This is a genomic window from Variovorax sp. 05T418 (assembly GCF_056396385.1).
On the sequence record NZ_JBFTLJ010000015.1, the window covers coordinates 88,252 to 108,028 of the forward strand.

Annotated in this window: 23 protein-coding genes and 3 pseudogenes; 16 read left to right on the plus strand and 10 right to left on the minus strand. The window is 64.2% G+C overall.

What is annotated here, in order from left to right:
• The 3 genes and pseudogenes from AC1DMS_RS25260 to AC1DMS_RS25270 all read right to left on the minus strand — a co-directional run.
• Positions 1-264, minus strand: coding sequence for an XRE family transcriptional regulator (locus AC1DMS_RS25260; protein ID WP_015865953.1), 264 nt, complete (start codon positions 262-264; stop codon positions 1-3).
• A 142-nt stretch (positions 265-406) separates the two neighbouring features.
• Positions 407-733 carry a hypothetical protein gene (locus AC1DMS_RS25265; RefSeq protein WP_018904967.1) on the minus strand — a complete coding sequence of 109 codons (327 nt, stop codon included), beginning with the start codon at positions 731-733 and terminating at the stop codon, positions 407-409.
• A 206-nt stretch (positions 734-939) separates the two neighbouring features.
• Positions 940-1,164 (minus strand): annotated as a pseudogene (locus tag AC1DMS_RS25270) (DUF433 domain-containing protein); the annotation flags it as partial.
• Between the two features lie 68 nt (positions 1,165-1,232).
• On the opposite strand from AC1DMS_RS25270, the gene AC1DMS_RS25275 reads away from it, so the two are divergent.
• From AC1DMS_RS25275 to AC1DMS_RS25295, 5 genes are all read left to right on the plus strand, one after another.
• Positions 1,233-1,502, plus strand: a complete 270-nt coding sequence (locus AC1DMS_RS25275) for a helix-turn-helix domain-containing protein (protein WP_150106895.1) — start codon at positions 1,233-1,235, stop codon at positions 1,500-1,502.
• Positions 1,492-2,724, plus strand: a complete 1,233-nt coding sequence (locus tag AC1DMS_RS25280) for a type II toxin-antitoxin system HipA family toxin (RefSeq protein ID WP_015865952.1) — start codon at positions 1,492-1,494, stop codon at positions 2,722-2,724. Before AC1DMS_RS25275 ends, AC1DMS_RS25280 begins: the two co-directional genes overlap by 11 nt.
• Before the next feature lie 567 nt (positions 2,725-3,291).
• Positions 3,292-3,768 (plus strand): DUF1016 N-terminal domain-containing protein, encoded by a 477-nt coding sequence (locus AC1DMS_RS25285; protein WP_080515792.1) that lies wholly within the window; start codon positions 3,292-3,294, stop codon positions 3,766-3,768.
• A 278-nt stretch (positions 3,769-4,046) separates the two neighbouring features.
• A complete protein-coding gene (locus AC1DMS_RS25290; RefSeq protein ID WP_041945873.1) occupies positions 4,047-4,598 on the plus strand; it encodes a chorismate mutase in 552 nt (183 codons plus the stop codon).
• 144 nt (positions 4,599-4,742) lie between these two features.
• Entirely contained in the window at positions 4,743-4,976 is a 234-nt protein-coding gene (locus tag AC1DMS_RS25295; protein WP_478081104.1) for a CopG family ribbon-helix-helix protein, read from the plus strand.
• A gap of 140 nt (positions 4,977-5,116) precedes the next feature.
• On the opposite strand, the gene AC1DMS_RS25300 is transcribed toward AC1DMS_RS25295, so the two are convergent.
• Positions 5,117-5,383 (minus strand): helix-turn-helix domain-containing protein, encoded by a 267-nt coding sequence (locus AC1DMS_RS25300; RefSeq protein WP_015865950.1) that lies wholly within the window; start codon positions 5,381-5,383, stop codon positions 5,117-5,119.
• Between the two features lie 159 nt (positions 5,384-5,542).
• Here AC1DMS_RS25300 and AC1DMS_RS25305 point away from each other — a divergent pair, with 159 nt between their 5' ends.
• The 8 genes and pseudogenes from AC1DMS_RS25305 to AC1DMS_RS25340 form a co-directional block, all read left to right on the plus strand.
• Positions 5,543-6,694 carry a ParB/RepB/Spo0J family partition protein gene (locus AC1DMS_RS25305; RefSeq protein ID WP_150106894.1) on the plus strand — a complete coding sequence of 384 codons (1,152 nt, stop codon included), beginning with the start codon at positions 5,543-5,545 and terminating at the stop codon, positions 6,692-6,694.
• A 5-nt stretch (positions 6,695-6,699) separates the two neighbouring features.
• Entirely contained in the window at positions 6,700-7,119 is a 420-nt protein-coding gene (locus AC1DMS_RS25310; protein WP_150106893.1) for a DUF2384 domain-containing protein, read from the plus strand.
• Positions 7,120-7,144: 25 nt separating this feature from the next.
• Positions 7,145-7,798 (plus strand): metallophosphoesterase family protein, encoded by a 654-nt coding sequence (locus tag AC1DMS_RS25315; RefSeq protein ID WP_436042084.1) that lies wholly within the window; start codon positions 7,145-7,147, stop codon positions 7,796-7,798.
• Complete coding sequence (locus tag AC1DMS_RS25320; RefSeq protein ID WP_015865946.1) at positions 7,795-8,643, plus strand: metallophosphoesterase; 849 nt, start codon at positions 7,795-7,797, stop codon at positions 8,641-8,643. The genes AC1DMS_RS25315 and AC1DMS_RS25320 overlap by 4 nt, the downstream gene beginning before the upstream one ends.
• On the plus strand, positions 8,640-9,470 hold the full coding sequence (locus tag AC1DMS_RS25325; RefSeq protein ID WP_015865945.1) for a metallophosphoesterase: 831 nt from the start codon (positions 8,640-8,642) through the stop codon (positions 9,468-9,470). Before AC1DMS_RS25320 ends, AC1DMS_RS25325 begins: the two co-directional genes overlap by 4 nt.
• Positions 9,467-9,943 (plus strand): hypothetical protein, encoded by a 477-nt coding sequence (locus AC1DMS_RS25330; RefSeq protein ID WP_041945801.1) that lies wholly within the window; start codon positions 9,467-9,469, stop codon positions 9,941-9,943. Before AC1DMS_RS25325 ends, AC1DMS_RS25330 begins: the two co-directional genes overlap by 4 nt.
• On the plus strand, positions 9,940-10,260 hold the full coding sequence (locus AC1DMS_RS25335; RefSeq protein WP_015865943.1) for a hypothetical protein: 321 nt from the start codon (positions 9,940-9,942) through the stop codon (positions 10,258-10,260). Before AC1DMS_RS25330 ends, AC1DMS_RS25335 begins: the two co-directional genes overlap by 4 nt.
• A gap of 177 nt (positions 10,261-10,437) precedes the next feature.
• Positions 10,438-10,575, plus strand: a pseudogene (locus AC1DMS_RS25340) (IS3 family transposase); the annotation flags it as partial.
• A 122-nt stretch (positions 10,576-10,697) separates the two neighbouring features.
• On the opposite strand, the gene AC1DMS_RS25345 reads toward AC1DMS_RS25340, so the two are convergent.
• Positions 10,698-11,582 (minus strand): alpha/beta fold hydrolase, encoded by an 885-nt coding sequence (locus AC1DMS_RS25345; RefSeq protein WP_015865942.1) that lies wholly within the window; start codon positions 11,580-11,582, stop codon positions 10,698-10,700.
• Positions 11,583-11,747: 165 nt separating this feature from the next.
• Between AC1DMS_RS25345 and AC1DMS_RS25350 the strand changes: the two are divergent.
• Both AC1DMS_RS25350 and AC1DMS_RS25355 read left to right on the plus strand, forming a co-directional pair.
• Positions 11,748-12,420: pseudogene (locus AC1DMS_RS25350) on the plus strand (IS5 family transposase); the annotation flags it as partial.
• A 191-nt stretch (positions 12,421-12,611) separates the two neighbouring features.
• Positions 12,612-13,970, plus strand: a complete 1,359-nt coding sequence (locus AC1DMS_RS25355) for an IS701 family transposase (protein ID WP_478181945.1) — start codon at positions 12,612-12,614, stop codon at positions 13,968-13,970.
• A 62-nt stretch (positions 13,971-14,032) separates the two neighbouring features.
• Here the strand turns inward: AC1DMS_RS25355 and AC1DMS_RS25360 are convergent, their stop codons facing one another.
• From AC1DMS_RS25360 to AC1DMS_RS25375, 4 genes are all read right to left on the minus strand, one after another.
• Positions 14,033-14,314, minus strand: a complete 282-nt coding sequence (locus tag AC1DMS_RS25360) for a c-type cytochrome (protein WP_015865941.1) — start codon at positions 14,312-14,314, stop codon at positions 14,033-14,035.
• A gap of 103 nt (positions 14,315-14,417) precedes the next feature.
• On the minus strand, positions 14,418-16,580 hold the full coding sequence (locus AC1DMS_RS25365; protein WP_015865940.1) for a xanthine dehydrogenase family protein molybdopterin-binding subunit: 2,163 nt from the start codon (positions 16,578-16,580) through the stop codon (positions 14,418-14,420).
• On the minus strand, positions 16,577-17,041 hold the full coding sequence (locus AC1DMS_RS25370; protein ID WP_015865939.1) for a (2Fe-2S)-binding protein: 465 nt from the start codon (positions 17,039-17,041) through the stop codon (positions 16,577-16,579). The genes AC1DMS_RS25365 and AC1DMS_RS25370 overlap by 4 nt, the downstream gene beginning before the upstream one ends.
• A gap of 1 nt (position 17,042) precedes the next feature.
• The gene (locus AC1DMS_RS25375) at positions 17,043-17,423 is read right to left on the minus strand and encodes a RidA family protein (protein WP_015865938.1); all 381 of its coding nucleotides are present in this window, start codon (positions 17,421-17,423) and stop codon (positions 17,043-17,045) included.
• Between the two features lie 104 nt (positions 17,424-17,527).
• Here AC1DMS_RS25375 and AC1DMS_RS25380 point away from each other — a divergent pair, with 104 nt between their 5' ends.
• Positions 17,528-18,430, plus strand: coding sequence for a LysR substrate-binding domain-containing protein (locus AC1DMS_RS25380; protein ID WP_015865937.1), 903 nt, complete (start codon positions 17,528-17,530; stop codon positions 18,428-18,430).
• A gap of 353 nt (positions 18,431-18,783) precedes the next feature.
• Here AC1DMS_RS25380 and AC1DMS_RS25385 read toward each other — a convergent pair whose 3' ends face one another.
• Entirely contained in the window at positions 18,784-19,767 is a 984-nt protein-coding gene (locus AC1DMS_RS25385; RefSeq protein WP_015865936.1) for a Bug family tripartite tricarboxylate transporter substrate binding protein, read from the minus strand.
• Positions 19,768-19,777 lie beyond the last annotated feature (10 nt).

Genomic DNA, 19,777 nt, shown 5'->3' on the forward strand with positions numbered 1-19,777 from the left:
TCACCACTCGGTCGTGCGTGGCCCGGCCACTGGCGCGCCGCGCCCGCCCAGCTTCAGCTCGAGGCCGAGGGCCGAGCACCAGGTCAGGAGCTGTCTGACGCTCAGCTCATCAGGATGAAGCTCAAGGTGGGAGATCCGGTTCTGGCTGAGGTTCAATTTGGCGCCGATGGCCGCCTGATTCAACTTCATTCGCTTGCGCGTGCTGCGCAGCAGCTGCCCCAGCTGATCGCCAGACACCAGAGGTTGGGCGGGAAGCATATCCATGGAGTATCCGTATTCGTGCTATCTGCATTTTATCTTGCATTCAGATAAATTCCAGATAACTGAAAACAGGATAAACGAAAAACAGCACAAACTCAGCTACTCGAAAATGCCGCGGGCGCAATGCGCAGGGTGTCGCGAGGTCTCAGAGGGAGCCGTTGGCGATCTGATCGAGATACATCAACTGGAAGCTTGTCCTCGCGCGGTACACCCCAGCGATGCCGGCCGTGCCTGGCGCCGGAAGCTCGTAGATCGAGTATTCGAGCGTCCCATCTGCGAGCAGAAACAGTTCCAAGGCCCGGTTCACGAGGTCGAGTGCTTGCCGCTCGATGATGTCGAGCGCGGCCGCGAACAGTGCGCGCTGCGTGTCGAGGTCCAGGCCAGTTTCGGCGCTGAGACAGACAAACAGGGCCGCAGTGGATCTGCGCCTTCGAATGAAGGCCGCCGAGGTTGCCCGGACCGCCGCCGCCACGAAACTCCACAGAGTTGTTGGTCACCCATGTGAAGTCTTCCGCCAGTACCTTCTCCATCAGGTCGCGGTCGCGCATACCCTGCCAGCCTCGATCCCGTACGCACGTCGATTCGAAGTGGCCACGCGCAACGGCGATCTGCCGAAGCCGCGGGATCGGGCATTCGTCGATGGGAATGCACCTGGGCATGAACTTGCGCGGCGGTCAGCGGGTCGCTCGTCAGCGAATACTCATCCAGCACGCGGTCTTCCAGGATTCCCTTTTCGAGGGAGGACAGAACGGTCTCGATGGGCAGCCGTGTCCCCTTGAAGCATGGCTTGCCGCCATGGCGGTTGGGCCTTCGGCAGGGCCAGAGCGGGACATCGGGTCTATGCTGAAAGTTATAACTTACGAAACTCCATGATTGGGGGTTTTTGCAAGGTATGGCTTGCATCGTCGCTCTGACATGGTGGGTATCAGCTATAATTGGCAGAACTGCCAATTTTCTCTATAATGTCAGCCATGGCTGACAAAATAAGATTGCCAGACGAGCTGGGTCGCCAGCTGCGAGTGCAGCGCGAAGCGCTAGGGATGAGCAAGTCCGAGCTTGCCGAGAAGGCCGGCAAGGTTCGGGAAGTCATCTACCGGCTTGAATCCGGGGAAGACGCCACAGTGTCCTCGCTGCTCGCCGTGCTGGGAGCACTCGGTCTGGCGCTGCGATTGGAGCGGTCTGGCTTGCCTTCTGCCAGTGAAGTCGCTGCGCGATTCCACGACGACGACGATGCTCCCTGAAAAGATTCGTCTCCTGAATGTCTCGATCGGGGACGCTGCCCAGGCGGGCCAGTTGCTCCGGACCTCCACCTACGAGTTTCGGTATCTGGCGCCGGACGCGGAGCAGGCGACGGTGGCCCTGCTGATGCCGCCCAGCGAGCGCCTCACCTGGCAAGACGGGGACCTGTTTCCCCCGATGGACCAGAATCTTCCCGAGGGCGACCTGTTCATGAGGATCCGGGAGCTGTTCCCGAAACAGCCGATGACGCCGATGCACATGCTGGCGCTGGTCGGGCGCAACGGGATTGGGCGGCTGGGCTACAGCCTGGCCGACCAGGTTGCACCCTCCTTGCCTCGCACGCTGAGCAAGGCCGAACTGCTGGGCACGAAGTACACGCCGGAGGTTTTCAGTGAGTTGGTGGCGGCCTACTTGAGCACGGGGGCGGGCATTGCGGGCATGCAGCCCAAAATCATGGTGCCGGACCGATCGACGGTGCCCATCCCATCGCTCATTGTCAAGGCGGCAAGTGCGGCCTACCCCGGGCTGGCTGCCAACGAGTATCTGTGCCTGACGGCCGCCAAACGTGCAGGCATCGATGTGCCGTCGTTCGCATTGTCCGACGATGGTCAGATGCTGGTCTTGGACCGCTTTGACCTGGTCGTCCATGACGATGGTCGGGTCGAGCGGCTCGGCTTTGAAGACATCGCGGCGCTGGCGGGGCTGCGGGTGCGCGACATCTTGTCGGACCGCAAATACCATGGCAGCTACCAGCGTGTCGCCGAGTTGCTGCGCCAGTTCCAGCTTCACAGCAGCAACCTGCATCGATTCTTCGAGCAGGTGGCCTTCTCCATCATGGTCCGCAACGGCGATGCGCACCTCAAGAACTTCGGATTGCTCTACCGCTCGCGCCAGGACGTGTGGTTGGCGCCCATGTTCGATGTGGTGACAACCTCCATCTACAGGTACACCCAGTCCCCGGGCGGCCCTGAGCTCGAAGACCGGACACTTGCGCTCAAGTTGTTCGCGGGTAAACACCAGACGAAAGCCTATCCGACAACCGAAGAACTGGTGGATTTCGGCCGCCGCATCTGTGGTGTCGCCCAGCCCGTCGAAGTGATTGACCGGATAGCGGCTGCCATGGGCAAGACCCTGGACGAGGCCAGAGGCGACGCGCGTGTCACCAGGGCGCTATGGGAGCAGATGGCGCGAGCCTGGGAAGAGGGCCGCGCGCACGCGCGATGAACGGCCCGCGCCGGCCGGTGCTTTCTCTGCCGCGGTGCATGGCGGCGCTCCTCACATTTTGCCGGCAGCATCTTCTTGAGGCGTTCTGGTTCCGTTGCATCGCGGGTCCGCGCGCCACACAGGCGCTTGGAAGGTCGAGATGCATTGGCCGCGCGTTGGAAGGACTTTTCAGCGTGTCCGTACCGACTCCGTGGTCGGCCGGCACGCAAGCTTTCGGTCCAACCTGTCACGATAGCTGCATATGGGATAAACGGGAAATAGCATCCAACCAGCTATCGGAAGCGCCCCGCTTCGGGCTGAATCTCGGCGCCCGCCGACGACCAGCGTGACCACAGCGGGCTTGCCGTTCGGATTTGCGTTTGAATCCGAATCTCCCCATGCCCGCGCCGCGACAGATGCCTGTCGGCGATGCTCGAATGGCCGGTGGTATGCGCGTGCGGTGGCCGAAGCGCTAAGGGAAAAGCCAAGACTGCAGGCGGGTTGCCGGCGACTCTGGCGCATGCCGCTTCCTCCATCAGTGCGCAGCTTGCCTGAGCGGCGGCACTTTTGCGCGCGAAAAGAACGGCTATGAGCTGGGCAGGGGGCAGCCCGGCATTCACGCAGACCGGCACTTTCGCGGCCAGATCGTCTCGAGGCTACGATTTGGGTCTTCGCTACGGATTTGAAACGTCGCATCGACGGTGCGCGGCTGTCGGCCGCGAACTGGTGGGCCTGTACTGGGACATCGGGCAAGCCATCCGTGAGCAGCAGAGACGCCGCGTATGGGGCGAAGCAGTAGTCGATCGGCTCGCGCGCGACCTCAAGGCTTTCTTGGCAAGGACGGCAGGGTCTTCCGCTGCAAGCCTCTGGCGCATGCGCCAGTTCCACGAGACCTACACCACGCCGGAGTTTCTCGCACAGCTTGTGCGAGAAGGCGGGCGCGACACGCCGCGCCGCCGGGGATCCCGGGCGCTGGCGGCCGCCAGCCAGTCAGAACTCGCACAGGCTGTGCGAGAAATGGCAGAGGCCATGGGGCCACCATGTCAACCTGCTGGCCGACTGTGATCCGCGCGTGGGACACGCGTCACAACACCTCCTTCGCAGATGGGCCCCCCGTGCTGCCCTCATAGCCGCACAAGGACTTTGCCTCCGAAGTTTCGACGTCGTCCTGCGACCGGCGGGTTGGGCGCAACTGTGCATGTTGACAGGCGACGCGCGATCGTCCCCGCACTAGGCTTTGCCTCGTCGATCCGGTGGCGGCAGCCCGGACCACGTCCCTGGACTTCCGGAGGTTCCCGATGCACATGCGCGTTCCGATTCGTTGTTTCCGAGCGGCCGGCGCGATGGCCGTCACGCTGGCCACGCTTGCTTGTGCTTCGGACGCCCCCGGGCCCGATCGGTCCGAGGGCTTCTCGACCCTCGTGGCGCTAAGCGCGACGCGGCTCGATCTGTCCCGGCAGGTGGCGCTGACCAAATGGGACAGCCGCCAGCCGGTCGCGGACCCGCCGGGCGATCCGCGCGAGCAGGAAGTCGTTGCGGCGGCTGCGCAAGCGGCGGGCGCGCGCGGTTTGCCAGGAGAACTGGCGACCGCGTTCTTCACCGACCAGATCGAAGCGAGCAAGCTCGTCCAGTTCGCGCTCATGGCGAGCTGGCGGCGCGAGGGAGGAGCGCCGGCGGAACCTCGCGCAGACCTGAGGAACGAGCTCCGTCCGGCGCTCGATCGGCTCCGCCCCCGGTTCATCGACGAACTTGCCGCGATCCGGTCGCTGCGCGAGCGGCCGGATTGCCGCGAGCGGTTGGCGCATGCGGCCGCGCGGCACGTCGACGCGCATGGGCTGTCGCCGCTGTTCGCGATCGGGCTGGACCGCGGCCTGGCACGCGTGTGCGCCGAGTGAGCGCATGAACTTCCGGCAAGGACTTCGGGTCAGGAGGCCTTGCGGACAAGCCGCGGGTCCGGCTGCGCCACGCCGAAGAAACCGGAAAGTGCCAGGCAGGGTTTGCAGCACAACCGTGCTGCAATGTACGTACGAGGTCTGACCATGCCGACAACCACCATTCGTCTGGATGACGATCGCGAAGATCGCATCTCCGCGGCTGCGGACCTGGCAGGCAAAACTTCCCATGCTTTCATCGTCGATGCCGTCGCTCGCGCAGTCGAGCAGGTCGAAGCACAGGAAGAGCTGCATCGCATCGCCGAGAAGCGCTGGGCTGCGTATTCCAGCGCATCTGATCACTCAATCCGGCCCCATGGTCGCCATGTCCGGTGCTCATGAGCATCGGAAAGATGAATTTTTATACTTTAGTGTGATTCGGAAATTTTTGGGTCAGCGAATGTGGATAACTTTGCCGGTCAAAAGGGGAGGCACGGGAGTATTCACATTCGCGGCTCAAGCACCGATGCTCTGAAGCGGGGTTAGCTTTTTCGAACCGAAGCGACCTCAGGGAGCCGCGCTTCAAACTCGGCCACGAATGTGGCCAAGTCCAAGTCCAACGCGATCAGCCAATGTCGAAGCTCGACGAAGTCGACTCGCCGAATGCCTGTTTCGACCTTGGAAACATCGCTCTGGAGCATCTTGGTCCTCTTGGCGAGTTCCGCCTGCGTCAGACCCCGCGCCACTCTGAATTCTTTTAACAGCTTGAGAACGAGCCGACTTTCCCGGCTGTAGATTGTTTTTTGCATGGGCCACTTCCTTGTGACCCTGAGGCTGAATTCGAATATCGGATATGCGAAAATCGCATAGCTGATCGACGCAAAAATGCGTGTTCGACAGGCCCGTCGATGATTGCCCCCTCGTGAATGCCGTGAGCGGGCTTCAGCTCGTACCCAGTTCCGCCGGGAGTGAAATTCACGAACACCGTGGATGTTTCTTTGCTAGCATTTTTTCAAGACGAGAGCCGCAAGAAGCCCGGTACGCCACTGATCAGAGGCGCGTCGCTACAAGCAAGGAAACAGATGCGCAAACGGACTTGGGAGAAGACGGAAGCGGCGATTGCCGCACTGGCAAGTGCTGAGAACGAGGAACCTCCCACGTCGCGCGGGCGCAGCGGCATCGTCCGCTACATGTTCGACTTGCCCGAGCAAGCACGGCAGGAACGTGACGCGCTTGTGGCGGCGGCCAACAGGCTCAATGGCGCATTGCCTGTTCGGACCCTGGATGCCTCCTGTGTGCATGCTTCAAGCTGGGCGAACCGTCACTCCAGCGCATTCTTGTCACAGGAGTACGTGGCCCTGAAGGAGGAGATCCGTTCCTCGGGAGGAAATGTCCAGCCGATCAAGGTCCGCCCGATTCCAGTGGGGTCTCCGCGAGCCGTGTTGCCCGGAGCAACAGAGGCGGCAGCACCTGCGCAACAGTATGAGATCGTCTACGGCCATCGGCGGCACCGAGCCTGCCTCGAACTCGGACTTCCGGTGCTGACGCTGATCGAAGATCTTTCGGATGCCCAGCTGTTCGCGCAGATGGATCGGGAGAATCGGCAGCGGGAGGATCTGTCGCCTTGGGAGCAAGGGGTCATGTACGACCGAGCGCTGCAGGAAGGACTTTTTCCGTCCATGCGCCAGCTGGCCGAGACCTTGGGCTGCAATACTGCGACCGTCAGCCGTGCCGTCGCGCTTGCACGGCTCCCCGACGAAATTGTTGTTTTGTTTGCCTCCCCTATGGACTTACAAACCCGTTGGGCCGCGCCGCTGACCAAACTAGCCTCCGAAGGATTGCAGGTCGGTCTCGAACAGGCCCGCACGCGTCTGAAGGGAAATCCGCGGATGACTCCGTCCGAGATCTTTGCGGCGCTCACTGCGACAGATTCAGCAGCCGGAAATCGGAGGTTCAATGCCAATCCGGAGACATCGACCCTTTGCCTCGGTGGTCGACGAATCGGAGAAGTCTTGCAGGACGCAAAATCCGGAACGACGGTTCGCTTCTACGAGAAGTTGCCGCTGCCCATGTTCAGCGCTGTAGCGCAGGGCATTCAGCGCGCGTTGGACAAGTTTTGAGAGCCGTGCCCAACGTCACACCCAATCAACCGCTAGCAGCAGCAGCGGAGCTGCCACTGGTGCTCGATCTCGCCCGACAGATCTTCGACGTGATCGACGGGCGCCAAGCCCTGTCACCGACGAAGTTCATCGAGATGGTGGACCTGGATCTTGATGCCTTCGCTATCAACGCGCACGTCCATCGAAGCACGATCACTCGTTCGCCCACGGCACAAAACATCCAGTCGCATATCCGCGCGACCTTGCAAGTACTTGCTGCCGTGATGAAGACATCGGGAGGCGACCTCCAGCCCGCCATCTTCTGGTACAGGAATGAGTCGCTCGCCGCGTTTGATCACAAGACGGCTGAAGCGCTGGTGGCTGAAGGCCGGGCCGCCGACGTGCTCGATCTACTGGCGTCCTACCAGACCGGGTTTGTGGGGTGAGCAGCCTTGAGCTGATCGTTGACCGATGGACGACACCGCACATATCGATCTGATGCCCGAGCCGTCGGCGCCCAAGCTGATGTTCTTCGGCGATCCGCACGGAGACTTCGAGCCGGTGATCGCCGCGGTCGAGGGCTACCGGCCCGAGGCAATCGTCCTGCTCGGCGATCTCCAGCCTCGCCAGCCACTGCACGTCGAGCTGCAGCCGATCTTGGATCGCACCGGAGTCTGGTTTATCCACGGCAACCACGACACCGATGCCGACGCCGACTACGACCACCTGTGGGGATCGGAGCTCGCGGATCGCAACCTGCATGGCCGCATCGTTTCCATCGCTGGCTACCGGGTGGCGGGACTGGGCGGCATCTTCCGCAGCAAGATCTGGGACCCGCGGCGCCCGATCGAAGCCTCGTTCTTTTCGGACATTCATCCCCGGATTCTCGGCGTCACGCCGCCGCGCGGTGCCGGCGCTCCCCATTCATTCGCGCACCGCGAAGGCGAAATCCTCTCCTGGCTGCAGGCCCACGGCGCCTCCGGCGAACCCTGGGTCGCGCTCGACGACGCCGAGTGGCAATTCGACCGCCACAATGACCGGCTGGTGGTCTGCGGGTCCTTCGTGGGCTTCGACGCCGAAGCCTGCGCTGCCTTGCGCGCCCACTTCGAAAGGACCCACTCGTGAAGCTATTGATCCTCTCCGACCTGCATCTCGAGTTCGCACCTTTCAAGCCGGTGCCTGATCTCGAGTTCGACCTCGTCATCCTCGCCGGCGACATCCATTCGCCGGCCAAGCGGGCCATCGAGTGGGCGATGACGCGCCTTCCCGGCAAACGCGTGATCTACGTGCCCGGCAATCACGAGTACTACGGCGGCCGGCTGGGCACGACGCTGGCCGCTGCGCGCACCACCTCCGAAGGCAGCCATGTGCACCTGCTCGACGGCGACGAGCTCGTGATCGATGGCGTGCGCTTCCTCGGCGCGACGCTCTGGACCGATTTCGCGCTCGCGATTGAGGCACCCGAAGGGCGGGTCAGCGACGTCCCATGGGCGATGAAGCAGGCGACCAGCGTGCTGAACGACTACGCGCTGATCCGCACGGTCGACGACACGTCCGAGCCCAACACCTGGGGGGACATACTGGGCAGGCCGCTCCAGGCGGCCGACACGCTGCAGATCCACCAGGCCCAGCGGGCATGGCTGCAGGCGAAGCTCGCTGAACCGTTCGACGGTCGAACAGTGGTGGTGACGCACCATGCGCCGCACCGCGGTTCGCTCTCGGCGCAGTATGCCGACGACTGGGTGTCGGGCGCGTTCGTGAGCGAGCTGCCCCACGACTTCTTCGAGGTGCCTGTGCTCTGGGTGCATGGCCACACCCACCAGAGCTTCGACTACCGAGTCCGTGGCTGCCGGGTGGTGTGCAACCCGCGGGGGTACGTACGCCGCATGAGCGGTCGGATCGAGAACCAAGCGTTCGATCCGGCCCTGATCATCGACGTGCCACCGCCCGAGGACGACTGGCGACCATGAAGCTGTTCATCTTGTCCGACCTGCATGCCGAGTTCGAGTCCTTCGAGGTGCCGCAGGGTCTGGACTACGACGTGGCCATCCTGGCCGGCGACATCGTGGCGCCCGGGCGGGTCGCTGCACGCTGGCTGCGAGACCCGGCCCGCTTCGGTGACAAGCCGATCGTGCAGATCGCAGGCAACCACGAGTACTACGAGTCTGTGATGGGCCAGGAGCTGGCGGAGATGCGCCGCCAGGCACAAGCGCACGGCATCCATTTCCTCGACGGCGATGAGGTCGTGATCGCGGGCGTGCGCTTCCTGGGCTGCACGCTGTGGACCGACTTCGGCCTGCCCATCGACGACCCGGGTTTTGCGGGGCAGCCGGTGCGCCAGCTGTCGGACCGGCACCGGTCGATGGAGGCGTGCACGCGCTACCTGGCCGACTACGCCGCCATCCGCGTGGACGACCCGCGCACCTCGAATTCGCGGGGCACGCGGCGCCTGATGCCGATGGACACCTTGCTGATCCACCGCCGGCACCGCGCCTGGCTGCGCCGCAAGCTCGCCGAGCCGTGCGACGGTCGCACAGTGGTGGTGACCCACCATGCGCCGCATCGCGGATCTCTCGCGCCGCGGTTCGCCGAGGACTGGGCTTCGGGTGGCTTCGTCAGCGAAATGCCGGCCGAGTTCTTCGATGCGCCCGTGCTGTGGGTGCATGGGCACACGCACGACAGCTTCGACTATCAGGTGGGCGGCTGCCGGGTGGTGTGCAACCCGCGGGGGTACATGAACTGGCACGGGGAGTTCGAGAACAAGGACTTCGATCCTGGGTGGGTGGTGGACCTGTGATCGACGCCGCTTCTCTTACCAAGGGTGAGATCCGGATTGCCGCAATCCGGGGCGCCGAGCTCGTCGCTTTCCTGCACGAAAGCCAGGGCGGCGAGACACGGTCGGTCATCATCGAGTCCGCAAGGCCCACGGTGCGTGCACCTTCGCGTGCTGGAGGGAAAGCGATCACCTCTCCCCGGGAGATGCTGCCTCCGCCCGCGGCGGACTTTCGCAAGCGGCGTGTCCCGCAGGTCGGCGATGCCGCGGCAGTGGCCATGGAGCAGATCGGGTTGGCCTTGAGACGCCTCGGTCTTGATCGCTTAGCCCGCCGAAACGATCTCGCGGGCGCCTATGTGGTAAAGGCTACCGCCGAGCAGATCCGTGAACTGGCCGCAACGCCAGGGATTCAGGCCATCCGGCTGAACCGGCGGCATCGCAATATCCGCAAATCTGACACCCTCGCGCCCGAGGGCCTAGAGCGCAAAAAAGCATGACCATCGACGACGCGACCAGACGCTACAAGCACACGGGCAGCAGAGTGCCGGACTTCCTCTTCGCAGAACACTTCGACCACGAAGCCAAGGTCCTCACGATCACGGCCTGTGACTTCGACAGCGCAGCCTTTGCAGACATCATCTTGCGGCACCCGGAGGTTGTCGCTTTCGAAGATGAGACCGGCCCCTACGCCACACCTGCATGGTCTGTAATGGCCGTGATCGCGGGCACGAAGTTCTCAGCGCGCGTGGTGCGCCAGCGGCTCTATGGCAAGCCCGGCGGTGTCGGCGCAACGGTGCGCCTCACGCCGCTCTAGAACGGCTGCACCGTGGCCCATGGACGCAATCGGGCAACACCTGAATCTCGTCGCGGCCCTTCAGTTTTCGCCAGCACGACGCCGTGCGGGTTCATGTCCGTCCTCACTCTAGGTGGCAGCCGCGGAGCGGGAGACTTATAGCGGTGCAACCAGCCCACAACGGGATGCAAAGTGCCGTACGAGACCTTCGCAGACGTGGGAACGCGGCTGCCGTGGTTCATCGAAGAGGTCTACAACGCCAAGCGGCTGCACTCGGCGCTCGATTACCGCCCACCCAACGAATTCGAATCCCAGTTCACTCAGCAGGCGGCTTAGTTCTGATGACCCCGGTGGTCCAGTCGATGGGGTTCACTCCAATCTCGAGCCAGAGATCGGTGGAATCCAACACGCTGGCCGTTGACCTCAATTGCGCTGCTCGTGATCCCTTTAACCCTTGGTCACGGCGGCAGTCCGCCGGCCCACCTCGCGACCGCTTCCGCCACCGCATGCGGCTGCTCCGGTACCATCGCGTGGCTGGCGCGCGGGATGACCTGTACGGTCACCTTGTCGCCCAACACCGCCTTCAACTCGTTCCGGGTCGCCGGCGGCCGCCAGGGATCGTCGGCGCCCTGCAGGTCCAAGATGGTCGAATGGCTGACGGGCCACCATTGGTCCTTGGGCGGGCGGGTCTGCGCGTCGCGGTACGCGGCAGACAGTTCTGGATACCAGCCCTCCAGCCATGGGGTGGGATCATTCCCTGGGGCGAAGAAGGCGTGACGCAGTGCGGCCAGGCGCGCGTCGCGGGGTTGCGTGGGATTGGCGGCGACGAGCAGGGACGGTTGTACCCCTGGCGGAAATGTACGGGCCGCGGCTGCGAGCACTACCACGCCGCGAACGAGCTCTGGGTACCTAAGGTCGGCCACGCGCGCCACGAAGTGGCCGTAAGCGTGCCCCACGATCACGGCGCGGCCGTCTCCGAGGCGCCGCACCGCGAGCGCTACATCGCCGGCCAGCGCATCCAGGCTCAGCTCTTGCATCTGGCCGCGGCTTGCGCCCATTCCACGCGGCTGCGGGCGAAGCACCTTGAAACCCTTCGTCGCAAGCAGATGCGCGAGTTCGTCGTAATCCTCAGAATCGCGCTGCGACGACGGCAGTAACACCAATGTCGGTCCCGTGCCTTCGACGATCACATCCAACTGAACGTCCCCCTCGCGCAGCAGCTCGCGCCGGCGTGCCATCATCCCGCCCCCACGATGCGCGCAGGCAGACAGCAGCGAGAGGGCGCCCAGCGCCGCAAGCCATGATCGGCGGCCGTGCGACGCAACTTTTTCTGAAGTTCTCATTTGGTTGTCTCCTTCGCCTAGTAGTCTAGGGAGCGGCGCGAGCTCTGCCATGCGCTCGGCGGCAAGGCTGCTATTCGGTCACTGGCGCCGTGCATAGCTGAATCGGCGTATGGCGGTGGCAGCACGCATGCCTGACACCGCACCGCACTGCGACGACGGCGACCTATCCTGAACTTCCGTCACTTGCTGGAGGCTAGCGATCTGGCCGAGGACATCTTTAAGCAGGTCAACGCCTCCCTGGTCAAGAAGGGATTGCTTCTGAAGAGAGGCTCCATCGTGGACGCCACGATCATCGCGGCGCCCAGTTCGACCAAGAACGAGAGCGGCGAACGGGGCCCTGAGATGCACCAGACGAAGAAGGGCAACCAGTGGCACTTCGGGATGAAGGCGCACATCGGCGTGGATGCCGATTCGGGGCTGGTGCACACACGGTGATGACCACTGCGGCCAGCGAGGCGGACGTGGAACAGGTGAGCGGCCTGGTGCACGGCAAAGAAGATGCAGGGTGGGCAGACTCGGGCTATCGGGGAGCACAGAGCCGAGTAAAGCGGGACGTGCAATGGAACATTGCAGGCCGACCCAGCGACATGGCAAGGATGCCAGAGGGCCGGGTCAAGATCAGAGCGCGCAAGCAGGAGTTCCATAAGGCCCGCATCCGGGCGAAGGTGGAGCACCCGTTCCGCGTGATCAAGCGGCAGTCCGGCCTCGCGAAGGTGAGGTTCAAAGGGCTGGCCAAGAACACGGCGCATGTGATCACGCTGCTTGCGCTCTCGAACCTGGGATGATCAGAAGGAAACTGATTGCGATGATGGGGCAGGGGCGCCCGCAGACAGCGTGAATGGGCCACAGAGGCTCTCAAACGCATGGGATTCCCAGTGAGACAAGCCTGCGAGCGCGACGGGCCAAACACGCACCTTCGCCGGCAAGCCAATTTACGATTTCATCTAACGTTCCCTAGTCTTACTGTGTTAGTAATTTGAGTGAAATCAAGGCATTATGCGCACTTCTTCAGGAGAAGGGCGAACTTTGATGGAAGACTTGCAGGAATTCGAGCGGTACATGGCCCATCTGAGCGAAGGCCTGGGACATTCAGATCGGCACGCCGGGCTGCGCGGGTACACCACGGGGCTGATGTCGCCGCTGCAGCGCAAGAGCGTGGAGCCGATGGCGGCGTATATGGACCCGCTGAATGTGCGTTCGCGCCACCAGTCGCTGCACCACTTCGTGGCCGACGCGAACTGGTCGGACGAGCGCATGCTGCTGGGGATATGCCAGTGGGTTGTGCCGTTGATGGATTTCAGCGACGGCGGTTGGTGGATCATCGATGACACGGGCTTTCCCAAGCAGGGGCGGCACTCGGTGGGCGTTGCGCGCCAATACTGCGGGATGCTGGGCAAGCAGGACAACTGTCAGGTGGCAGTGAGCGTGTCGCTGGCCTGCGCGGCGGCCAGCATTCCGGTGGCGTGGCAGCTGTACCTTCCCCAGGAGTGGGTCGACGACGAGGCCAGACGCGAGAAGGCCGGCGTGCCCGAGGCGATCGAGTTCGCCACCAAGCCGCAAATCGCGGTGCAGCAGATCGAACACCTGATGGCCCAGGGGGCGCCGAGGCACTGCGTGCTGGCCGACGCGGGCTATGGCGTGGACACGGCGTTTCGCGAACGCCTGGACGAGCTTGGATTGCGCTACGTCGTGGGGGTGACGGGCAGCGTCACGGTATGGCCGCCCGGGCACGAACCCCTGCCGCCCAAGCCTTACAGCGGCAGGGGCCGCGTGCCACGACGGCTGCGCCGCGGCGACGCCACCGCCCCCGAGCACCGGCCCCGCACGGTCAAGGACGTGGCCTTCGACATCGAGCCCGACGACTGGCAAGAAGTGACCTGGCGCGAGGGCACGAACGCCGCGCTGCGCTCGCACTTCACGCGCGTGCGGGTCCGTGCAGCGCACCGCGACCAGCAGCGCAGCGAACTGCGCGAGCCGCAATGGCTGCTGATCGAGTGGCCCGAGGGCCACGAAGAGCCGCTGAAGTACTGGTTGTCCACGCTGCCCGAGGACACGTCGCTGGAGCGCATGGTCTACGAGGCCAAGATGCGCTGGCGCATCGAGCGCGACTACCAGGATCTCAAGCAGGACCTGGGCCTCGGACAGTACGAAGGCCGGGGCTGGCGCGGCTTTCATCATCACGCCAGTCTCAGCATTGCCGCCTACGGCTTCCTGCTGGCGCAGCGGCTGCAGCACCCCGACGAGGTCGGGGGTAAAAAAAACTCCGCACGCCAAGAGCCTGCCCTACCCACGCATTACAAACCTCGGGGAAGCCCAGAGGGCGCAGCGCCACGTTCCATCCTCCATCACGAGCTTGCGATTGCGTATCGGCGCACTGCTGGCTCGTAACCTGCCCCGATGTCCCTGTTGTCTTCGGCACCAACGAGCCCTAAATATTTAACACAGTAAGACTAGAGATCGCCCAATAGCCAGGTCGCAAGCCTCTTAGCCTCCTCGGCATTGACTTGTGCATTGGCAGGCATCGGCACGCTGCCCCAAGCGCCGGCGCTGCCCTTCATGATCTTCCCCGCCAAGGCATCGGCGGCACCGACTTGCCCCTTGTAGCGCCCTGCGATGTCTCTGAAAGACGGCCCGACAAGCTTCTTGCCGACGTCATGGCAGGCCATGCAGGCTTTGGCTGTAGCCAATCCCTGATCGGCTGTCGCAGGTACGCACAGGACAAGGGAAAGCAACGGAAACAAAAGCAGATGCTTGGTTCGTTGCGCCGCAGATCGGCGCCGGATCGCGATGGAGGGCAGAGGCATCTTCAGAATATTGAAAGGAAGGAATGTCATCTCAAGCGGAGTTGGAGCGCAGAGGCAGGCTGCGCAGCCGTTGACCGGTGGCGGCAGACACGGCGTTCGCCAAAGCTGCCAGCACAACCGACGTACCGGGTTCGCCAATGCCACCCGGCGCTTCCCGGCTCGGCACGATATGGACCTCCACCTTCGGCGCCTCCGACAACCGCAAGACCCGATAGTCATGGAAGTTGCTTTGCTCGACACGGCCGGCCTTGATGGTGATCTCGCCCCACAAGGCCGCGCTGACGCCGAAATGGATGCCCCCTTCCACCTGCGCCTCGACCGTGTCAGGATTGACGACCATGCCGCAGTCCACCGCACATACGACGCGGTCGACAACGATGTCGCCAGATGCATCGACCGTCACCTCGGCCACCTGGGCCAGGTAGCTGCCGAACGCGGCCAGCACCGCAACTCCGCGGCCACGCTTGGCGCCTTTCGCCGCCGCGGGGCGCAAGGGCGCATCCCAGCCCGCCTTCTGGACCGCCAGTTCCAGAACCGCCCGAGCACGCGAACGCTCGGGCAGCAGCGCCAGGCGGAAGGCCACGGGATCCTTGTTGGCCATCGAGGCCAGTTCGTCCACGAAGCTTTCCACCACGAAGCAGTTGTGCGTGGGCCCCACGCCGCGCCACCAACCTGTGACCATGCCGCCCCCCGGCTCCTCGCGCACATAGTCCAGCCTGGAAGCGGGCCATTCATAGGGACCCAAACCAGCCTCGACCGCGTCGTGATCCAGTCCATTGCGAAACAGGCCCGGCGCGACGCGAGCCATGATCGACGAGCCGACCACCCGGTGCGTGATGGCGGTCGGGCGACCTTGTGCATCGATCGCCGCACTGAGCTGGTCGACATAGGCCGGCCTCAGAATGTCGTGCTGAATGTCTTCTTCTCGCGACCAGATGAACTGGACCGGCCCTTGTACGTTCCGCGACAAGGCCACCGATTGCTCGACGTAGTCGGCTTCGAGCCTGCGCCCGAATCCGCCGCCTATCAGGTGGTTGTGGATGCGGACCTTGTCGGCTGCGAGTCCCGATGCGCGCGCCGCGAGGTCGCGGGCGCGTGTCGGTGCCTGCGTGCTCACCCAGACGTCGCAGCCATCCGCGCGAAGGTCCACGGTGCAGTTGATCGGTTCCATCGCCGCATGGGCGAGAAACGGCGAATGGTAGATGGCCGTGAGCCGCTTGGCCGCGCCGCGCAGCGCCGCGTCGGCATCACCCTGCGCACGCGCCACAGCGCCATCTTGCCGTGCGAGACCATCCTCCAGCTTCTTGCGGATCCCGGCCGTCGACATGCTCGCCGCCGGCCCGTCGTCCCAGACGACTTTCAACGCTGCAAGTCCCTGCTTTGCAGCCCATGAATGGTCTCCGATCACCGCCACGGCGTTGTCGATGCGCACCACCTGGCGTACCCCGGGCAAGGCCAATGCCGCGCGATCGTCCACGCTCACCAGCTTGCCGCCTGAAGCAGGGCTTGCCGCAACAGCGGCATAGCGCATCTTCGGCAGCCTCGCGTCGATGCCGTAACGCGCGCGACCATCGATCTTTTCCGCGGCATCGAGCCGCTTGACCGGACGCCCGATGAGCTTGAAGGCTTCCGGTGCCTTGAGGGTGACTTGCTGCGGCAACGGCAAGCCGGCCGCCCGCTGGCTCAGTTGCCCGTAGGCGAGTTGCCGGCCGCTGGGCGCGTGGATCACGACACCGTCGTGCGCGCTGCACTCGGCCGCCGCAACACGCCATTCCTGCGCGGCCGCCTCGACGAGCATGACACGCGCCATGGCGCCTGCCGTCCGGAGCGGCTCCCAAGCACCCTGAACGGAGTTCGAGCCCCCGGTGATCTGCGCGCCGCCGGCTCGGGGGTTGCCATAACGGGACGCATCGGGCGGCGCATGGGCGAGCTTGACGCGGGCGAGCGGGATCTCGAGTTCTTCGGCGATCAGCATCGACAGGGCCGTGTAGGTTCCCTGGCCCATCTCCACACGGGGCATGGTCAGCGTGATGGTGTCGTCGGCATCGATCCGGATGAACGCATTCGGCTCGAACGCAGCGCGCTTCTCGGTGGCGGCCCGTGCGCCCGCACCGTTGAATGCGACGCCAAGTGCGAGCGATCCGCCGGCAACCAGGAAGACCCGCCGGGACACATCGTGCGAGGAAGCGTTCATGCCTTGCCCCCGGCATCGGCCGCGCGATGGATGGCCACGCGGATGCGCGAGTAGGTGCCGCAGCGGCAGATGTTGCCGGACATCGCCGAGTCGATCTCGCCGTCGTTGGGCTTGGGCGTTTGCTTCAGCAGCGCGCAGGCCGACATGATCTGGCCCGACTGGCAGTAGCCGCACTGCACCACCTCTTCGTCGAGCCAGGCCTTCTGCACGCTGCGGCCCAGCGCCGTCTGCCCTATCCCCTCGATGGTGGTGACGCGCTTGCCGCTGATCGCCGACAACGGTGTCTGGCAGGCGCGGACGGCCACGCCGTCCAGATGCACCGTGCATGCGCCGCACAGCGCCATGCCGCAGCCGAACTTGGTCCCGGTCAGGCCGATTACGTCGCGCAGTGCCCAAAGGAGCGGCATGTCGCCGGGCAGGTCGAGTTCGGTCCGCTGGCCGTTGAGTTCGAAGTTCATCATCTCAGGCCACCGCAATCGCATCGACTTCGATCAGCCAACTCGAATCGACCAGCCCGGCCTGCACCACCGACATCGCCACCTTGTGGTCGCCAAGGTAGCGTTGACGGATCTCGGCACCCAGACGCCAGTCCTCCCGGTTCGCCAGCCAGATGGTGAGCTTGGCGAGGTTCGTACGCTCCATTCCGGCCGCCTTCAGCGTGGCGTCGATGTTGGACCAGACGCGGGTGGCTTGAGCCTCGAAGTCGCCCGCCAAGCGGCCGTCGGGCTCAAGTCCCATCGTGCCGCTGATGAAAAGCAGCCGCTCCACCGAGGAGGCCTCGATGGCCTGGGCGTAGGGGCCGATGGGCGTGAAGATGTCCGGTGGCACATGCACTTTCAACATGGGAGCTCCTGCAGCTTTGTCAGAGAATGGGCAATTAGGCATGGGAAAGGCGGCTCGGATAATGCGCTTTGGTCATCTCATGCCATCCATTTTTTGCATGACACATGAGTGAAATCTCGATCACAGCATTGCGCGTGTTCCGCGCCGTGGCGCGCTGCGGCAGCTTCACCGCCGCGGCTCGCGATCTCGGCTGCGCCCAATCGGCGATCAGCCGGTACATGGCCTCCCTGGAAGAAGGCTTGCAGCAGACGCTGGTGCTGCGCGGCCATCGCAGCGTGCAACTCACCGCCGCGGGCGAGCTGTATCTCGAGACAGTCAATCGCGCGCTCGATGAGCTGGATCACGGCGCGATGCGAATCGCGAGCGGCGGCGAACGACCGACGGTCAAGGTGCTGGCCATGCCGTCGTTCGCTTCGCGCTGGCTCATCCCGCGGCTGGCGCGGCTGCACCTCGCACGCATCGACGTCGAGATCGAGCTCGCCACGTCGATCTGGGACGCCGACTTCCGCAAGGAACGGTTCGATCTCGCGATCCACTACGGCGACGGTTCCTGGCCCGGCGCACAGCTGCTGATGCATGACAGCCTGGTTCCGGTAGCTTCACCCCGGCTGCTGAAAGGCCAAGCGCTCGCGCGCATCGGTGACTTGGACCGGTTCCCGTGGCTGCATGACTCCCTGCGAAGCAGCAAGTGGTCTCGATGGCTCGCAGCCTCCGACGCGGCAGGCTTGTCGAGCGCCCGAAGCATGAAGTTGCAGGACACCGAGGCAACGCTCACTGCGGCCGTTGCGGGTCTCGGCATCGCCATCGGTCATGTCGTGCTGGTCGACAACGATGTGCGGGAGGGCCGCCTGGTGGAAGCCTGGCCACGGCATGCGCCGCTTGCCGCCGGATATCACCTGATTTTTGCTAAGCGAGCTGCGCGAAACCAGCCCGCGCGCGCGCTGGCGGAGTGGTTGATGAAGGAGGCCGTCGAGTTTCGCAAGACACTGGAGGCGCCCCCCGTCTGAGCGTTGGTCCGATGCGAGCTAATGGCCTCCGTTGAGGTTGAGCCTGGCCCTTTGCTGCCCGACTTTCTAAGCGAGGGTCGCATACCAAGTTAGTAGGCCCTTCTTTTCGCGATATCCCAACGCTACAAGAATGTGCCGATTTCGCCGTGCTGCAGGCAGGCCATATCCAAGGCTGGTACGTTAGTACGGAGACTGGGGCGCGACACCGGTGCCCGGTCAGCCGCAGGCCAATACTGGCGATGCGAAAAAGTTGGCAAGATGGATTCTTGGCGGCGCATCGCGGAAGGAGCATCGGGCTGAACCGATACGCCCTGTTTACTGTCGCAGCGCCAGCACGCCATACGCGAAGCGCTTCAATCCCAGCGGATGCCGAGTTTTTTGACCAGCGTACCCCAGCGTGCGCGCTCCTTGTCCAGGAACGCGAGCGTCTGCGCTGGCGTTCCGACTACCGCTTCGGCTCCTTCCTGGGTCAGCCGGCTTTGCACTTCAGGCAATGCCATGGCTCGCTGCACTGCATCGCGCAGGCGGGCCACCACCTCCGCGGGCGTGCCTGCGGGCGCCACCAGCGTGTGCCAGTTCGACACCTGCACGCCGGGCAAGCCAACCTCAGCCGTGGTGGGCACTGCCGGCAGCACGGCAATGCGCCGCGGTCCGGCCACGGCCAACGGCAGAAGCCGCCCCGCCTCAATGTGCGCGCGCACCAGGGTGACGTCGGCCAACATCATCTGCACCTGCCCCGCCAACAGATCGTTCAGCGCCGGGCCGGTGCCTCGGTAGGGCACGTGCACGATGTCGATGCCTGTTTCATGCTTGAACAGCTCGCCGCCCAGGTGAGGAATGGTCGCGTTACCTGCGGAACCGAAATTCAGCGTACCGGGCTTGGCCTTGGCCAGCGCGACGAGCTGCTGCAGGCTGGTCACGCCGAGCTTCGGGTTGACGACGATGATCTCTGGCACTGCTACCACCTGCGTGATGGGTGCGAAGTCCTTCGCCGGGTCGTAGGGCATCTTCAGCGCGATATGGTTGGCCACCGTGAGCGCCCCCGCCAGCGAATAGCCGAGCGTGTAGCCATCGCGCGGAGCTCGGGCCACTTCGGCCATGCCATTGAGCCCACCCGCGCCCGGTTTGTTGTCCACGATCACGGATTGCCCCAATACCCGGGCGATGCCTGCGGCGAGCAGCCGGGCCATGGAGTCGGCTGAACCGCCGGGCGCCAGCGGCACCACGATACGAATGAGCTTGGAGGGGAAAGGCTGCGCTTGCGCGCGAGCGAAGGGCAAGGCGCCTGCCGCCATCGCGGCGACCAGTCGCAGTGTGGAGCGCCGATGCGGATTCATGATCATTTCC

Excerpts from the sequence above, each read along its gene's own strand:
- AC1DMS_RS25355 (WP_478181945.1), top strand. The coding sequence starts at position 12,612 with ATGGAAGACTTGCAGGAATTCGAGCGGTACATGGCCCATCTGAGCGAA.
- AC1DMS_RS25385 (WP_015865936.1), bottom strand. The coding sequence starts at position 19,767 with ATGAATCCGCATCGGCGCTCCACACTGCGACTGGTCGCCGCGATGGCG.
- AC1DMS_RS25370 (WP_015865939.1), bottom strand. The coding sequence starts at position 17,041 with ATGATGAACTTCGAACTCAACGGCCAGCGGACCGAACTCGACCTGCCC.
- AC1DMS_RS25365 (WP_015865940.1), bottom strand. The coding sequence starts at position 16,580 with ATGAACGCTTCCTCGCACGATGTGTCCCGGCGGGTCTTCCTGGTTGCC.
- AC1DMS_RS25325 (WP_015865945.1), top strand. The coding sequence starts at position 8,640 with ATGAAGCTGTTCATCTTGTCCGACCTGCATGCCGAGTTCGAGTCCTTC.
- AC1DMS_RS25315 (WP_436042084.1), top strand. The coding sequence starts at position 7,145 with ATGGACGACACCGCACATATCGATCTGATGCCCGAGCCGTCGGCGCCC.
- AC1DMS_RS25285 (WP_080515792.1), top strand. The coding sequence starts at position 3,292 with ATGAGCTGGGCAGGGGGCAGCCCGGCATTCACGCAGACCGGCACTTTC.
- AC1DMS_RS25375 (WP_015865938.1), bottom strand. The coding sequence starts at position 17,423 with ATGTTGAAAGTGCATGTGCCACCGGACATCTTCACGCCCATCGGCCCC.
- AC1DMS_RS25260 (WP_015865953.1), bottom strand. The coding sequence starts at position 264 with ATGGATATGCTTCCCGCCCAACCTCTGGTGTCTGGCGATCAGCTGGGG.
- AC1DMS_RS25300 (WP_015865950.1), bottom strand. The coding sequence starts at position 5,383 with ATGCAAAAAACAATCTACAGCCGGGAAAGTCGGCTCGTTCTCAAGCTG.
- AC1DMS_RS25335 (WP_015865943.1), top strand. The coding sequence starts at position 9,940 with ATGACCATCGACGACGCGACCAGACGCTACAAGCACACGGGCAGCAGA.
- AC1DMS_RS25290 (WP_041945873.1), top strand. The coding sequence starts at position 4,047 with ATGGCCGTCACGCTGGCCACGCTTGCTTGTGCTTCGGACGCCCCCGGG.
- AC1DMS_RS25380 (WP_015865937.1), top strand. The coding sequence starts at position 17,528 with ATGAGTGAAATCTCGATCACAGCATTGCGCGTGTTCCGCGCCGTGGCG.
- AC1DMS_RS25295 (WP_478081104.1), top strand. The coding sequence starts at position 4,743 with ATGCCGACAACCACCATTCGTCTGGATGACGATCGCGAAGATCGCATC.
- AC1DMS_RS25280 (WP_015865952.1), top strand. The coding sequence starts at position 1,492 with ATGCTCCCTGAAAAGATTCGTCTCCTGAATGTCTCGATCGGGGACGCT.
- AC1DMS_RS25275 (WP_150106895.1), top strand. The coding sequence starts at position 1,233 with ATGGCTGACAAAATAAGATTGCCAGACGAGCTGGGTCGCCAGCTGCGA.
- AC1DMS_RS25345 (WP_015865942.1), bottom strand. The coding sequence starts at position 11,582 with ATGAGAACTTCAGAAAAAGTTGCGTCGCACGGCCGCCGATCATGGCTT.